Here is a 15,235-nt window from a genome sequence, read left to right as displayed (position 1 = left end):
AGACCGACTTCAAGGCGTGGAGCGGGCTTGCATCTGGCCGACACCCTTGTGGGTGTCGGCAGTGTTTGCTGATGCGGGAGAACTTTTTACGGTCTCCCAAGCGACTTGAGGTAGGCGATGATGTCAGCGCGCTCCTGCTCCCTGGACACGCTGATGGTCATGCGCGTTCCACGCACCAGGCGTGTCGGGCCCGCGAGGTATTTATCGAGCGTGTCCTCGGTCCAGGTGATGCCGGAATTCGCCAGCGCGGAGGAGTAGTCATAGCCTTCGACGCCAGCAGCCTTCCGGTCGATCACGCCGTTCAGTGCCGGTCCTGACTTGTTATCGCCCTGAATCGAATGGCAGGCGGAACAGCGGCTGAACAGCCGCTGCCCATTCGCCGGGTCGCCTGTTCCGGCTGCTGCGGCCTGGTCAGCAAGAGCAACCATGGCCAAAGACGAGATCAAACGCAGTGCCTTGCCCATGGTCATGCCTTCAAGTCCTCCGGATTGATGGGCAAGGTTCGGATGCGCTTGGCCGTCGCCGCAAAGATGGCGTTGGTCACGGCGGGGAAGACGGCGGATGTCGCGGCCTCGCCGATGCCGCCGGGCGCTTCGGCGCTTGGCACGATATGCGTTTCCACATGCGGTGCCTCGTCGATGCGTAGCGGCAAGTAGGTGTCGAAATTGCCTTGCTCGACGCGGCCGTCTGCGAATGTGATGGCGCCATGAAGCGCCGCCGTCAGGCCGTAAAGCGCGCCCCCTTCCATCTGGGCTGCGATCGTATCAGGATTGACCGTCAGGCCACAATCGACCGCCGTGAAGATGCGTGTCACCCGAACCGTTCCATCGGCCGCCACCGATACGTCGGCAACCATGGCCAGATAGGTGCCGAAGGCGAACTGGACCGCCACGCCGCGACCCTGCCGCTCGGGAAGTGCTTCGCCCCAGCCCGCCTTTTCCGCAACCAGCTGGAAGACTTTCAATGCGCGTGGGTTCTCCGAGAGGAGCCTCTTGCGATAGTCGACCGGATCCGTCTTTGCCGCCGCGGCCAGTTCGTCGATGAAGCTCTCGACCACGAAGATGTTGTGCGACGGTCCAACACCGCGCCACCAGCTCGTCAGCACGCCCTGCGGCTCCACCTGCTTGAACTCCACCTGGATGGCCGGAAGCTTGTAGGGAGGATGGGCGGCCCCTTCGACGCCATCGGGGTCGACGCCGCTCTGCATGACAGGCGGTGCAATCCGGGCGAAGATCGAGGATCCGGACACCCGGTGGCTCCAGGCAACGGGGTTTCCGTCGCTATCAATGCCGCCGGATATGCGGTCATAATAATAGGGTCTGTAGTAGCCGTGCTGGATGTCTTCCTCGCGGCTCCAGATCACCTTGACCGGACCCTTGACCTGCTTTGCTATCTTCACCGCATGGACAATGCCGTCGACTTCCAACCGGCGGCCGAAGCCGCCGCCCACGATGTGATTGTGGATAATGATCTTTTCCGGCGGCAGGACTGTCACCGCCGCGGTGGCCTGCTTGGCGGACGACATGTTCTGTGTGCCGACCCACAATTCGCAGGCATCGTCGCGCACATGAACGGTGCAGTTCATCGGCTCCATAGCCGTATGCGCCAGGAAGGGCAGTTGATAGACGGCGTCGATCCGCACTGCGGCGGCGGAAAGTGCGGCTGCCACATCTCCCTCGCTGCGCGCCACGGCGCCCGCCTGCTGCGACTGTTCGTCAAGCTGCCGGATGATATCGGCCTGGGACACGGTCCGGTTCGGACCGTCATCCCAGGTTATGGCCGCAGCTTCCAGGCCCTTCTTGGCGGCGCCCGTGTGGTCTGCAACCACGGCTACGGAATCATCTGTTACGACGACCTGCCGCACGCCTTTGATGGCCAAGGCCGCCGGCTCGTTCACCGACATCGGCTTGCCGCCCAAGACGGGCGATATCGCGATGGCGGCAATCCTGGTCCCGGCCGGAGAGGCGTCGATACCGTATTTCAGCGTTCCGTTGGTTTTCCCGCGCGTGTCGAGACGCTTGCGGGCGGTGCCGAGAAGCTTGAAGTCGGACGGCTGTTTCAGCGTGATGGCCTCGGCGGGAGGCTGCGGGAGAGAGGCGGCCCGATCGACCAGTTCGCCATAGGCCCGTCTGGTCTGTCCATCCGGATGCAGGACAAAGCCGTCTTGCGTGCGACACGACGCAACGTCGACATTCCATTCCGCGGCTGCGGCCTGCATCAGCAACTGTCGCGCCGTCGCACCGGCCGTTCGCAGGGGCGTCCAGAACGCGCGGATGGAGGTCGAGCCGCCTGTGGTCTGGCGGCGAAGCATGGGATGGCCATAGAGCGCCTCGTTGACAGGCGCAGGCTCGATCCTCACCTCGTCGAGCGACACATCCAGCTCCTCGGCAATCAGCATCGCCTGTGCGGTATAGATGCCTTGCCCCATTTCCACCTGCGGCATCACGAAGGTGACGAGACCCCGGCGGTCGATCCGGATGAAGGCGTTTGGTGCAAACTCTTCCGCCGCGAGGAGGGTATTGGGCGCAAATCCGAGGTTGACGACGAGACCGCCGCCGAGTGCTGCACTCGCCTTCAGGAAATTGCGTCGGTTCAAGCGGGGAGCGGATAAGGTGTTCGACATGATCTCTTCTCCGTTCAGGCGCTGGCGAGCTTGATGGCGGCACGAATGCGTTGATGGGTTCCGCAGCGACAGACGTTCCCGGACATGGCGCTGTCGATGTCGGCATCGGTTGGTTCCGGCGTTTCAGCCAGCAGTGCTGCGGCCGACATGAGCTGGCCCGACTGGCAATAGCCGCATTGCGGGACTTCCAGCTCTATCCAGGCGTTCTGCAGCGCCTTGCCATGCGGCAGGGTGTCCAGGGCTTCGATCGTCGTGACCTGGCTCTCGGCAATGCTGTCGATGGACGTGACGCAGGAGCGGGTCGGAATGCCGTCGACATGGACCGTGCAGGCGCCGCACAGCGCCTGGCCGCAACCGAACTTGGTTCCCGTCATGCCGATGACGTCGCGGATGACCCACAGCAGTGGTGTGTCGCCATCGACATCGACTGAATGGGTTTGCCCGTTGATCTTGATGGAAAAGGCCATGCGCATGCTCCGTTGAGGACCTGTCGTCCGGCGGAACATGACTGGATTATTGGCGTGGATAAACTGCCGTTTGCTGCACTCGTTATATAGTCTGGCTAAACAATTGGCACGGTGGACGAACCCGCTGATCTCAAGGTTCGGCCACGCTCCGCGCCGCTCAATCGGCCGATGCGCGTCTCAGTTCCGAGCAGGCATCAATGAAGGCACGCAGCTTCGGCTGTGTCTGGGCAGCCTTTGTGAAGTAGAGAAACAGTCCGTCCGTGCCGGGTGAATAGTCGAGCAGAACGGGCTCGAGCTGGCCGGAGGCAACCCGGTGGGATGCGTGATAGGTGGAGGAATAGATCAGCCCCTGGCCGCGCGCCGCGAGCCTTTGCATCAACTCGCCATCGTTGACGGTCACGGGACCGCTGGGCTCGATGCTGATGTTTTGTCCATTCTCCAGGAATTCCCAGCGATAGATATCGCCCTTCTCGGGGCGGCGAAACCTGATGCAATTATGCCTGGCAAGGTCCGCCGGAACCATGGGGCGGCCATGCTTGCGGAAATACTCCGGCGATCCGAAGACCGCCCAGTGAAAGTGCGGCGACAGCCTCACGGCGATCATGTCCTGGGCGATATAGGGGCCGATGATGATCCCGGCATCATAGCCACCCGCCACGAAATCATGATGCCGGTTGCTGACCGTGATATCCACCTTGACCTTCGGCCATGCCGCGCAGAAGTCGGGCAGGATCGGCTCGATCACAAACGGCACCGCAAGGCGCTCCACCAGCAGCTTCAGGGTGCCGGAGGGTTCGCTGGATGCACCCGAGGCCTGGTTCAGGCTCGCCTCGATCACCTCCGTCGCCGGTGCAATATCGGCCAGCAACGCTTCCCCGGCCTCCGTCAGCGCGATCCGTCGCGTGGTCCGGTGAAACAGCGGCGTACCCAATCGACGCTCGAGCTTCTGCAACGCCTGGCTAACCGCTCCCGGCGTCACCTCAAGGTCCAGGGCCGCCTTGCGAACGCTTTTGTTATTCGCGACCGCCAGGAATTCGGCCAATCCATCAAACGGGTTCTGGCGGGCCATGTTTCCCCATCGACTCCCCTGGGCATCACCTGTGGGCCACCGCTTCGAGCGTCAGGTCGCCAATGATGCCGCACACTATCCGGCAGGAGTGAGAAATCAAGGAATTAAGGGAATACTGAAGCCGCATCATGCCGTCCCGGTGTTTCGCGATCAGCCGTTTTCCACTGGAAGCTGAACGAACATTTCAATAAGGTGCAACCGCGCCCGTCGCGCATGGTGGAGTGAGTTGCGGTATGACCTGACAGTCTGGATCGCTTGTGCGGTTGCTGGCGGTTGCATGCTTTCGGGCGGGCCGCTGTTTGTGATCGTGCATGTCATCGCCTTGGATCTCACCCCGCATCCGCTTCGGCGGGCAAAGGTCTTTTTTGTGCTGGTCGCTGCTGTCAAGCAATGAGCCGCCTCGCTCAATACCAGCCACGCCCTCGTTCACGTCACGACACGATACGGCATCAAGGCGGCTGGGGCGCTGTTTGTGGGTGGAGATTATGGGGATTGAAGTGAGATATACTTTGAAATATTTGAGCTTTTTGTTCCTGATGTTTCTTTCGTATCCTCTGCATGGTCAGGATTTTGGAGTCTATAATGTTGGTGACTTGGGGTTATCATTTTTCGAAGATATAAAGACGAATGAGCTCGGGAGCGAAGTCGTGTTGTATTGCGACGATCCCCATGATGAACTGCCTCAGTCGATGGAACTCATACTTCCACTGAGAAATAGCGATTTAAATAACTTTTCATTTCCTAGAGCTCGTGAAGACAAGTCGTATTCCGGCTATGATAGATTTTACACATCTAGATTTCAATTGTACCTGTCGATATCAGGCGTTGACGATTTGAAAAAACATCCAATCGACCATCCCTACATAAGCAGTCTTGATAAAATGGTTTACTCTGTGGAGTCGGAGGGTGAGGAAGATGGCCCTGATGATTACTTATGGGGAGCGTATTTTCATTTTTCCAACAAAATTCCGGGGCAAGTTATCAAATATATCATTGAAAACGAAGATGTTTATATCAATTTGAACTCCTGGAACAGAATTATCAAAAGTATAAAAATCCCAAACGAGGGCAAGGCGCTAGCCTTTAAGAGGTATTTAACTTCGTGTTTTCAAGAAAAATAATTTAGCCTGATTTAATAGAAGAGGCACATGCCAGCGGGATTGCTTTGAACTAGGCGGCCCGATTTAGAATGGCGACACCTGGTTCTAGGCAGACGTCGGCTACGGAACTTGAGGCATTTTTAGTGTCTCGGTCCCAGCCATAGGCGGCGGTAGCAGGACGATGCGCATTCAGGCAAGGCTAGTGGCAAAGCGATTGGCCAGGGCTGCGAGACCGCCTACCGGCGGCGGCAGAACGCGCCGCCGCGATTGCCAGGCCACCGGATCTTGATCCGATGGCAGAGTTCCTTGCGATTCCGGTTGGTCTTGCGGGGCGCCAACTGGCAGCCGTTACAGTCGCAGCAGCGTCTTGATCGCACGCCTTTCGTCCATGGCGCGGTAGCCTTCGGCGACATCGGCGAGCGGAATCTCAAGGTCGAAGACGCGTCCCGGATTGATCTCTCGTTTGAGCACCATATCCATGAGGTAAGGCAGGTAGCGGCGCACGGGGGCAGGGCCGCCCATCAGGCTTTTCTGGGCGAAGAATAGGTCCTGACCCGCGATCTGGACGCCGTGTGGCACGCCGACAAAGCCGATATGCCCGCCAGGGCGCGCGCAACTGATCGCCTGGGACATGGATTCCTGCGTGCCGACGCATTCGAGCACGGATTCGGCGCCGACGCCGTCGGTGATCTCCTTGATCCGTTTCACACCGTCATCGCCGCGTTCTGAGACGATATGAGTGGCGCCGAATTCGAGCGCCAGATCCTGCCGGCTCTTGTGGCGGCTCATGGCGATGATCCTCTCGGCGCCCATCTGCTTGGCGGCCAGGACACCCATCAGTCCGACGGCGCCATCGCCAACGACAACCGCCGTCGAGCCTTCCGAAACGCGGGCCGCATCGGCGGCATACCATCCGGTGCCGAGCACGTCAGAGACGGCGAGCAGGCTCGGGATCAGGTCGTCATCGGGCATGTGCGGGGTGGCGACCAGCGTTCCGTCAGCGAGCGGGATCCGCGCATAGGGCGCCTGCGCACCCGTCATGAATTCCCGCTGCTCGCAGGAGGACTGGAAGCCGAAGCGGCAATGCGGGCAGGTATTGTCCGAGAGGCAGAACGAGCCGACGACAAACTGGCCGGGCTTTACTGTCTTCACGGCCTCACCGACCTCGACGACGACACCGCAATATTCATGGCCCATATTGGCAGGGCCATTCATCGGCTGCAGGCCACGATAGGGCCATAGATCCGAGCCGCAGACGCAGGACGCCGCAAGTTTGATAATGGCATCGGTGGGTTTGAGAATTCTGGGTTCAGCGACCTCTTCGCAGCGGATATCGCCTTTGCCATGGAGTACGGTTGCCAGCATGGGTCTTGTCCTTTCGCCGGGCTGTCAGGAAATACGGGTCATGCGCATCGGATAGGTGCCGCGCTCAAGCAGCGGCGTCACGCCTCCATCCAGGCGCCCGAGGCGGATCAGGTCTCGCGTGGAAATATAGTCGCCATGGAACAGGGCAAGATTTCCCCAGGGGATGTAGTAGCACAGATCCCCCGGAGCGGCATTCGGGAATGGACCGCGCGCTTCAGGATTGAGCTTGCGCGGCAGGTAGGCGATCTTCTCATTCGTTGAATAGTCAGACACCTCGACCTCGAGCGGCAACATGGAGGCGAAGTCGCGCGCCGATACGTTGTCAAACAGGGTGGCGGTGAAATTCTGGTCACTGAAGCTGAAACGCACGTTCATCAGGGCCTGCTCCTGCGCATGGGTGAATGGAGGTAGCAGAGGGCTCAGTGCCCCGGCCATTAGCAGTGTCCTGCGGGTCAGACGATAGTCCCCGTTCACTATGTATTCTCCCAATTGGAGCGCGCGGCCCAGGCGGTCAGCGAAGAGCCGAAGAGGAGACCGCTGCCAGCTTCGGCCTCGTCAAGGCAGAAACGGGAGAGCCACTGGGATTTCTGTGCGTCGCGATAGGTCAGCTCGGTCATGGCCTACATCATCCTTCGAAAGTGGCGACATGCCGTCTCTCGCGTCCTTTGTAGTCCGTTGCGATTGTCCCGATTAGCGGGGTCATATCGTATGGATTTATCGATAGGAGCCATCAATGAAGGATCTCCCGCCCAGTGGGGCAGAGCGGGAGATCGCGTCGCATGTTTTAGCAGGCACGGGTCAGCGCGTGGCGAGGAAGTCTATGATGGCCTTGCGCTCCTCGGCCTTGGCGAAGCGTTGCGTCATCCTCGTCCCCTTCACCAATCCTCCGGGATTGGTGAGGAAGGTATCAAGCTGTGCCGCATCCCAGGTGATGCCGGCGCCCTGCATGGCAGGCGAGTAGCGGAAGCCTTCCACGCTCCCGGATGCCCGGCCGATGACGCCTTGCAGATGCGGGCCGACGCCATTGCGCGTGCTGTCGATCTGGTGACAGGCACCGCAGCGCTGCTGGAACAGCTTCTGGCCGTCCGCCGCATCCTGGGCATGGACCTGCGGGACCAGCGCGGTGACAAGCACGACGGCCGCAATCTGCTTCGCAATGCCCAGCATCAAGCCTGCTTCTCCTGGAACGCCGTCTTGGAGAGTGGCAGGCTGCGCGGTCGCTCCGTCGCAAGCACGGCGACGGCATTGGCGATGGCAGGCGGCACGCCCGGCAGGCCCGGCTCCCCGATGCCGCCGATCGGTGCGCCGCTTTCGATGATGCGGACATGCACCTTGGGCATGCGGTCCGGCGTCAGGATCTGATAGCCATCATAGTTGCGGGCCTGGGGAACACCGTCGACATAGACGACTTCCTCCAGGAGTGCGGAGGACACGCCGAGCGCGACGGCCGAGTTGACCTGATGCTCGATCACCCGCGGATTGACCACCGTACCGGGGTCGATGGCGACCCAGACGTCGTGCACCACAACCTGGCCATCCCCGAGCGAGACTTCGGCGATCGTCGCCACTTCGCTTCCGAAGGGGGATGCCATCGCAACGCCCCGGGCGCGACGGCTGCCATCCTCTGCCGCAAACGGGCCGCGCTTCCAGCCGCCGGAGAGCTCGGCCACCGCCTGCAAAAGCGTATGATGACGCGGGCTGTTCTTCAGGAGCGCCAGACGCAGTTCATAGGGATCCTTGGCGCCGGCATCCGCCATTTCGTCGAAGAAGGTCTCCGAGAAGAAGTCGTTCATCGAATGGCCGACCGAGCGCCAGAAGCCTATGGTCGCTGGATCGTCGACATGGATCTGGGCAACGCGCTTGTTGGGGATCGCATAGACCTTGCCGGCAATGCCCTCCACAGTGGAACTATCGACCTTGTCGGGCTGGCGGCCAAACCAGCGTCCGGAGGGACCTTCGCCCAATGCCACAGCGGAGAATGCCGTGGGGTTACCATCCTGGTCCAGTCCCGCCCGGAAGCGAACAGCCGCCATGGGGCGCAGGGCGTCACGCAGGAACTCCTCCTCGCGGCTCCAGACGAGCTTGATCGGACGCCCGACAGCCTTGGACAAGAGGATGGCCTGCGGATACGGATTGGCGCTCTGGTAGAGGAAGTGGCGGCCGAAGAAGCCGCCCAGCATCGGCGAATGGATGATCACCTTCTCCGGCGCGATTCCGGCGACCTTGGCGGCATCACCCTGGAACATCTCTGGCGCCTGGTTCGGAACCCAGAGCTCGAGCGTGCCGTCCTCGTTCCAGCGGGCAACCGCGGAGGGCGGTTCCAACTGGCCATGGGCGAGATGCGGCGCATCATAGGTCGCTTCAACAACCTTGGCCGCTGCCGAAAGAGCAGCGCCCGCGTCCCCTTCTTCCTCGAAGGTCACGCCCTCGCCGGTGGTGGCCTTCAGCTTTTCCATATGGCCGGCGCTGGAAAAGTCCGCAGGCATCGCACGCGGCGTGCCGGCTGCGGCTTCAGTCCACGAGACCTGCAGCGCCTCGACTGCCATGCGCGCACGCCACCAACTGTCCGCGACGACTGCCACGGCTCCGGGAAGCGTGTGTACCGAATGCACGCCCGCACGTGCCTTGATCTCGGTTTCGTTTGCCAGAGCGCCCGGTTCCTGGCCCAGCCGCGGGCTGTGCTGGACCGCGGCGTAGAGCATTCCCTCAACCTTGGTGTCGATCGCATACTGCGCCTTGCCCGTCGACTTCGCCCTGACATCCAGGCGCTCGACCGGCTTTCCGATCCAGCGGAAATCCTTGGATTGGCGCAGCGTCACGGTTTCCGGAACCGGCAGACCCGCGGCGGCCTCGGCGATCTCGCCATAGGCGAGGCTGCGGCCAGATGCGGCATGCAACACGCGACCCGGCTCTGTCGAAAGCTCTGCCACCGGCACCGACAGCCTTTGGGCCGCCGCTTGCAACAGCATGCCACGCGCAGAGGCACCGAGCTTGCGCATGATGTCGTAGCTTGAGCGGACAGAGAAACTGCCGCCGGTGAAGCGGAGACCGCCCATGAGGCCGTAGTCCGGGCCGGGCGGTGCCGCCTCGACCACGAAGTTGGTGGGATCGACATCGAGCTCCTCACCGACGATCTGTGCCATGGCGGTGAAGATGCCCTGGCCGCCTTCGATGAAGGCGCTGCGGAAGAACACCGTGCTGTCGGGGCGGATCTCGATGAAGGCCGGAACGCGCGTTCCGGGAGCAGCCGTCGCGGCGGCCTGGGCCAGTGCCGGGCGGATCGTGCCGGGCAGGGTGACGCCCAGAACAAGGGCACCGGCGACCGTGCCGAGGAAACCGCGCCGCGAGACCTTGAACGGCATGTCATGGCTCGAGGCAACAAGGGCGGAGTCTTTGCTGATCTGGTTCATAGTGGTGATCCCTCCAATCAAGCCTGGGCCGCTTGGCGCACGGCGGCGGCGATCGCATTGTAGGTTCCGCAGCGACAGAGATTGACCATGGCAGAGGCAATATCGTCTTCGGTCGGCTGAGGGGTTTGCTTGAGCAGAGCGGTCGCGGCCATGACCTGGCCGGACTGACAGTAGCCGCATTGTGGCACCTGGTTCGCCACCCAGGCCTCGACCACCTTCTGGCCGACAGGATCCTCGGTGATCGCCTCGATGGTGGTGATCTGCATGCCGACCACGGTATCGATCGTGGTGACGCAGGAGCGGGTCGGCTGCCCATCGACAAGCACCGTGCAGGCACCGCATTGCGCCAGACCACAACCGTATTTGGTGCCGGTCATGCCCAGCGTATCGCGCAGCACCCAGAGCAGAGGGGTATCGGCTTCGACATCCACTTGCTGCGGTGTTCCGTTGATGTTGAGTTCCATGTGAGGTCCTTCGATCGGTTCGGGTGAGAAGGGGCGGGACCAGTCCGCGGACTATTCCATGGCACACACTATCAAGCGCATTTGATATGCATTAGTCGGCCCGGGTCGCTTAGATTTATCGACGACGACCATAAATGCCGAAATGTGAGGTTTGCGCGATGGCCCGGGAAGATTTCAACGACCTGCTCTGGTTCCTGGCGCTGGCAGAAGATCGCAGCTTCACCAAGGCGGCGGCCAAGCTTGGCATCACGCAATCGACGCTCAGCCACACGATCAAGCGTCTGGAAACCCGTCTTGGGCTACGACTTCTCACCCGCACAACGCGCAGCGTTTCGCTGACAGAGGCCGGGGAGCGCCTGTTCGACGCGATTTTGCCGCGCATCACGGCGATCCGCGGTGAGCTTGCGGCCCTGTCGGACCTGCGCGACAAGCCCGCTGGAACCGTTCGCATCACACTGTCGGATCACGCACTGGAAACGCTGGTCTGGCCGAAACTGCAGCCGATCCTGAAGGACTATCCCGACATTCGGGTCGAACTCAGCCGTGACAATGGCTTGCGCAACATTGTCGAGGATGGGTTTGATGCGGGGGTTCGCCTCGGCGAAAGCATCGAAAAGGACATGATCGCCGTTCGGATCGGCCCGGACTGGCGCATGCTGGTTGTCGCATCGCCTGCATATCTGGCGGACAGGCCGATGCCGCACCATCCGCAGGACCTGGTCGGCCATAACTGCATCAACATGCGCCAGGCGACGGGAGGTGGGCTCTATGCCTGGGAATTCGAGAAGGACGGACAGGAGTTGCGTGTCCGCGTGACAGGCCAACTGACTTTCAACACGACCTACCCGATGGTCGAAGCGGCCGTAAAAGGGCTGGGTGTCGCCTATGTTCCCGAAGACCTCGTCGCTGCCCAACTCGCCTCAGGCGCGCTCGTGACCCTTCTTGAGGAATGGACGCCACCTTTCCCGGGTTACTACCTGTATTACCCCAGCCGTCATCACAACGCGCCTGCGTTTCGGGTGATCGTCGATGGGTTGAAGCAGAAGTAGTCGCGCTTTTCGGCTTGGCAATCTGAAGGTGACGCTGTGGGCGCCCCAGCAGCAGTTGTTGCCACTTGCAAATACGTGGTGGGTAGCGCGCCAGGGTTCTCCCGACTTTGCTAGGCTGCTTCCCGCCATCGGCAAGTCCAACTCAGATGCTCCGGCGCAGCACGGCCGTTGGTTCGACCAAAACATGCTGTGCGTCTGCACGCCCCTCAATGCGGCTCAGCAGCAGCTCGCTTGCTCGCGCGCCGATTTCTGCCGGGCTCTGATCGATGCTTGAAAGATTCACAAGGGGCAGTTTGGCAACCGAACAGTCGTCATAGCCGATCACCGCCAGTTCCCCCGGCACGTCGATGCCGGCGTCGTGACAGGCGGAGAGAAGCCTCAGACCATCCAGATCCGACCATGCAAAAACAGCCCTCGGCCTGTCAGGCTGGGCAAGGAGGGCAGCGAGCTCTGTATCGCGTGGTTCGCTTGGATGCGGCAGGCGCAGCATCCGGGTCCATTGCTCCAGTCCCAGCCGCTGCATCGCGGCCCGATAGCCGGCTTCGCGTACGACGGCGACCACCGAGCCGGGATTGCCAGTGCGGTCATAGCTGAGCATCGCAATATCGCGGTGACCGCGCGCATAGAGCGCCTCCACCGCCACCTGTGCGCCGCGGAAGTCATCGGAATTGACGGTGTCGTAAAAGGCTGCCTGCGGCTCGTGATGCGCAATCGCCACGATCGGGATCTGCTTGGCATATTCGGCAATGACGGCGCCCGAAATCTGCGGTCCGATCAGGATCAAACCGTCCATGCGATTGTCGATCATCGATTCGATCATGGACGTCTCGATTTTCGAAGCGGCCCGGCCGACCCCGACCATCGCCTTGAAGTTGGCTTGCTCAAGGCCGGCATCAATGCCCTCCAGAAGCACGGGCACAAAGGGATTGGTGAGCTCCACCACGAGAATGCCGACTGTATGGGTTCGCCCGCGCATGGCGCGTGCGGCTGTCGAGGGGCGGTATTTCAAGAGGTCGATGGAGTTTTCCACCTTGCTGCGCAAGGCGTCCGAAACCCCGTAGGCATTGCGCAGCACTTTCGAGACTGCCGCGACGGAAACACCGGCATGCTCGGCAACATGGCGTATCGTCACCCGATCCGTTGGCAGCGCAAGCTTTTGTTTTTCCATCGATAATCCCGTCCGCGTGTCGTTCTCGCTATCACTATATGCAAAAAGCTCTTGCGCGGCAAACAAGTTTGTAGAATGATATACATAGAACGATACACAAAATGCCTTTTGCTGCGAATTCGGGTGCGGCAATCGGAGGAGAACGCCCTGATGGATAGATCGTCATTGTCCCCTGCCAGCCTGCCTTCCGGCAGCAAGAGCTTCGCAACCGCCAGAATGATTGCCCCTCGCACCGATGCCGGGCAGGGCACCGCAGGCAGCTTCGTCGCTACCACATGGCAGCTGTCCGAAGTTCCGGCGAAGGCAACGCTCAAAATCTCCGCGCTTGGTCTCTACCGCGCCTTCATCAATGGCAAGCGGGTGGGAGCGGACCTCCTGACGCCGGGCTGGACCTGCTATGACGACCGCATCGCCTTCCAGGTTTACGAGGTCGCGGATCTGCTGCAGGCTGGCGAAAACAGGCTCGAGATCTGGCTCGGCGACGGCTGGTATCGCAGCCAGCTTCTCTGGGCCTTGAACCCGATCTTCAACTGCTGGGGTGACCGTGTCGGCGCCATTGCCGAGCTCGAAGCGGATGGTACAGCCTTGCTATCGACGGACGCCACTTGGACAAGCGGCCTGACCCCGGTGACCCGCAACGGCATCTACTACGGTGAAGATTATGACGCCCGGATCCTGGCGCGTGCCGAAGCCGGCGTGGAGGTGCTTGATTTCGACAAGGGCCTGCTCGTCCAGCACGAAGCGGATGCCGTGAGGGAACTCGAACCGCTTCTGCCCATCGAGCAGTGGCAGGATGCCGAAGGCCGAAGCCTCTATGATTTCGGCCAGAATGCTGGCGCCTATATTCGGCTGCGGCTCAGCGGAACGGCGGGCGCCTCGGTCCGCGTCGAGCACTCCGAAATCCTGGGGCCAAACAAGGCCTTCGACAACCGGAACTATCGCAGCGCCCGCGCCGAGCTTCGCTACATCCTGTCTGGCGAGGGCGAGGAAATCTATGCCCCGCTCTTCACCTTCATGGGCTTCCGCTATGCCCGCATCACGCTTCAGGGTGATGTGAAGATCCTGTCCATCGAGATGGTGCCGATCAGCTCGGTGCCGGTCGCATCAGGGGGAATCTCCACGGGTGTCGCGGCGGTCAACCGCCTGGTCGAGAACACCATCTGGTCGCAGCGCTCGAATTTCATCGAGATCCCCACGGATTGCCCGCAGCGTGACGAGCGCCTGGGCTGGACGGGTGATGCGCAGGTCTTCGCCGGAGCCGCCTGCTGGCTTGCCGATAGCGAGCGCTTCCTCGCCAAATATCTGCGCGACGTGATGCATGATCAGCGGGCCAATGGCGCAATCCCGCATTTCTCGCCGGATCCGACCCGGCTGCATCCGATCGATACGCGCGGCGACTGGGCAGGCTCTACCGGCTGGGGTGATGCTATCGTCATCATCCCGTGGCAGCTCTATCTGCACTACGGAAACCGCGAGGTTCTGGCCGAGTGTTTTCCGGCCATGATCAAGTGGCTCGACTATCTCTGGGGCATCTCCGACGGGCCGATCATTCGTCCGCCGGCGGTGTGGGGCGAGCATGGCTTTACGTTCGGCGACTGGCTGCAGCCGGTCGGCGACAATCGCAAGCCGCGACCGACCGTGGCGGATGATTGCGCGGCCACCCTCTATCATTTCATTTCGACCGATCTCACCGCGCGCATCGCCCGCATCCTGGGGCATGAGGATGATGCCCGGCGGCTGGCGGATCGTGCCGAGGCGATCCGTGCCGCCTTCCGCACCGAGTTCTTTTCCCCGTCCGGCCGCATTGCCCATAATGACCAGACATCCTGGTCGCTGGCCTTCCTCCACGGTCTCGTTCCGGAGGACTATGAGGCGGCCGCCAAAACCTATTTCCGCCGCGTCGTCGAAGAGACTGATGGCGTGATCGGCACCGGTTTCATCGGCACGCCAGCCCTGCTTCCGGCGCTCACCCGGCTCGGCATGCTGGATCTCGCCGAGAAGGTGTTCCTGAACCGCAAGGTGCCGGGCTGGCTCTACCAGGTCGAGCGCGGCGCGACCTCGATCTGGGAGCGCTGGGACGCGATCGCAGAGGATGGCTCGATCTATGATCCCGACATGAACAGCTACAATCACTATGCCTATGGCGCGGTTTGCCAGTGGCTGTTCGAGGATGTCGCCGGCCTGAAGCCGACGGCGGAAGGGGCTGGTTTCACACAGATCGATGTCGACCCCGCCATCCTGCCGGCCCTCTCCCCCGTCAAGGCCTGGCACGGCAGCAAGAAGGGCCGCATCGAAGCGGAGTGGACCCTATCCGGTGAGCAGGTGACCTACCGCGTCGCGCTGCCGGAGGGCGTCAAGGGGCATTTCCATGCCACGCCGTCGCGACGCAATGTCGTCGTGGATGGCCGCGAGCTTGCCGCTGGAGCCAAGGCCGAGATCGGCGCAGGCGAGCACACCATCACCTTTCGCATATGATCCGATGTCGGGGGAAAGACCCCGGCACGGCGCGTGGTAAAGTGG

Annotated in this window: 14 protein-coding genes; 3 read left to right on the top strand and 11 right to left on the bottom strand. The window is 61.6% G+C overall.

Annotated elements, in window-relative coordinates; all coding sequences use genetic code 11:
* Nucleotides 1-86 precede the first annotated feature (86 nt).
* The 4 genes from B9A97_RS23480 to B9A97_RS23465 form a co-directional block, all read right to left on the bottom strand.
* A complete protein-coding gene (locus tag B9A97_RS23480; RefSeq protein WP_244564338.1) occupies nt 87-470 on the bottom strand; it encodes a c-type cytochrome in 384 nt (127 codons plus the stop codon).
* A complete protein-coding gene (locus B9A97_RS23475; protein ID WP_084368248.1) occupies nt 467-2,623 on the bottom strand; it encodes a xanthine dehydrogenase family protein molybdopterin-binding subunit in 2,157 nt (718 codons plus the stop codon). Before B9A97_RS23475 ends, B9A97_RS23480 begins: the two co-directional genes overlap by 4 nt.
* A gap of 14 nt (nt 2,624-2,637) precedes the next feature.
* Nucleotides 2,638-3,090 (bottom strand): (2Fe-2S)-binding protein, encoded by a 453-nt coding sequence (locus tag B9A97_RS23470; protein ID WP_084368247.1) that lies wholly within the window; start codon nt 3,088-3,090, stop codon nt 2,638-2,640.
* Between the two features lie 157 nt (nt 3,091-3,247).
* On the bottom strand, nt 3,248-4,159 hold the full coding sequence (locus B9A97_RS23465; RefSeq protein ID WP_084368246.1) for a LysR family transcriptional regulator: 912 nt from the start codon (nt 4,157-4,159) through the stop codon (nt 3,248-3,250).
* A gap of 485 nt (nt 4,160-4,644) precedes the next feature.
* On the opposite strand from B9A97_RS23465, the gene B9A97_RS23460 reads away from it, so the two are divergent.
* Nucleotides 4,645-5,280, top strand: coding sequence for a hypothetical protein (locus B9A97_RS23460; protein WP_084368245.1), 636 nt, complete (start codon nt 4,645-4,647; stop codon nt 5,278-5,280).
* A gap of 327 nt (nt 5,281-5,607) precedes the next feature.
* Here the strand turns inward: B9A97_RS23460 and B9A97_RS23455 are convergent, their stop codons facing one another.
* The 6 genes from B9A97_RS23455 to B9A97_RS23435 all read right to left on the bottom strand — a co-directional run bounded on the left by B9A97_RS23455 (nt 5,608) and on the right by B9A97_RS23435 (nt 10,498).
* Entirely contained in the window at nt 5,608-6,624 is a 1,017-nt protein-coding gene (locus B9A97_RS23455; protein WP_084368244.1) for a zinc-dependent alcohol dehydrogenase family protein, read from the bottom strand.
* Nucleotides 6,625-6,648: 24 nt separating this feature from the next.
* On the bottom strand, nt 6,649-7,059 hold the full coding sequence (locus B9A97_RS23450; RefSeq protein ID WP_244564337.1) for a cyclophilin-like fold protein: 411 nt from the start codon (nt 7,057-7,059) through the stop codon (nt 6,649-6,651).
* Nucleotides 7,060-7,097: 38 nt separating this feature from the next.
* Nucleotides 7,098-7,241 carry a hypothetical protein gene (locus tag B9A97_RS29905; protein WP_179145378.1) on the bottom strand — a complete coding sequence of 48 codons (144 nt, stop codon included), beginning with the start codon at nt 7,239-7,241 and terminating at the stop codon, nt 7,098-7,100.
* Between the two features lie 181 nt (nt 7,242-7,422).
* The gene (locus B9A97_RS23445; protein WP_084368242.1) at nt 7,423-7,791 is read right to left on the bottom strand and encodes a c-type cytochrome; all 369 of its coding nucleotides are present in this window, start codon (nt 7,789-7,791) and stop codon (nt 7,423-7,425) included.
* The gene (locus tag B9A97_RS23440) at nt 7,791-10,034 is read right to left on the bottom strand and encodes a xanthine dehydrogenase family protein molybdopterin-binding subunit (protein WP_084368241.1); all 2,244 of its coding nucleotides are present in this window, start codon (nt 10,032-10,034) and stop codon (nt 7,791-7,793) included. The genes B9A97_RS23445 and B9A97_RS23440 overlap by 1 nt, the downstream gene beginning before the upstream one ends.
* Before the next feature lie 17 nt (nt 10,035-10,051).
* Nucleotides 10,052-10,498 (bottom strand): (2Fe-2S)-binding protein, encoded by a 447-nt coding sequence (locus B9A97_RS23435; RefSeq protein ID WP_084368240.1) that lies wholly within the window; start codon nt 10,496-10,498, stop codon nt 10,052-10,054.
* A 158-nt stretch (nt 10,499-10,656) separates the two neighbouring features.
* Here B9A97_RS23435 and B9A97_RS23430 point away from each other — a divergent pair, with 158 nt between their 5' ends.
* On the top strand, nt 10,657-11,547 hold the full coding sequence (locus tag B9A97_RS23430) for a LysR family transcriptional regulator (RefSeq protein WP_084368239.1): 891 nt from the start codon (nt 10,657-10,659) through the stop codon (nt 11,545-11,547).
* A 142-nt stretch (nt 11,548-11,689) separates the two neighbouring features.
* Here B9A97_RS23430 and B9A97_RS23425 read toward each other — a convergent pair whose 3' ends face one another.
* Complete coding sequence (locus tag B9A97_RS23425; protein WP_084368238.1) at nt 11,690-12,715, bottom strand: LacI family DNA-binding transcriptional regulator; 1,026 nt, start codon at nt 12,713-12,715, stop codon at nt 11,690-11,692.
* Between the two features lie 216 nt (nt 12,716-12,931).
* On the opposite strand from B9A97_RS23425, the gene B9A97_RS23420 reads away from it, so the two are divergent.
* Nucleotides 12,932-15,190 carry an alpha-L-rhamnosidase gene (locus B9A97_RS23420; protein WP_084368307.1) on the top strand — a complete coding sequence of 753 codons (2,259 nt, stop codon included), beginning with the start codon at nt 12,932-12,934 and terminating at the stop codon, nt 15,188-15,190.
* The last annotated feature ends 45 nt before the right edge of the window (nt 15,191-15,235 follow it).

Source organism: Rhizobium sp. RU36D, from assembly GCF_900176345.1.
In the GTDB taxonomy this organism is placed as follows: domain Bacteria; phylum Pseudomonadota; class Alphaproteobacteria; order Rhizobiales; family Rhizobiaceae; genus Allorhizobium.
The sequence above is the reverse complement of the archived record's forward strand: the minus strand, read 5'-3'. Positions and strand labels throughout refer to the sequence as shown.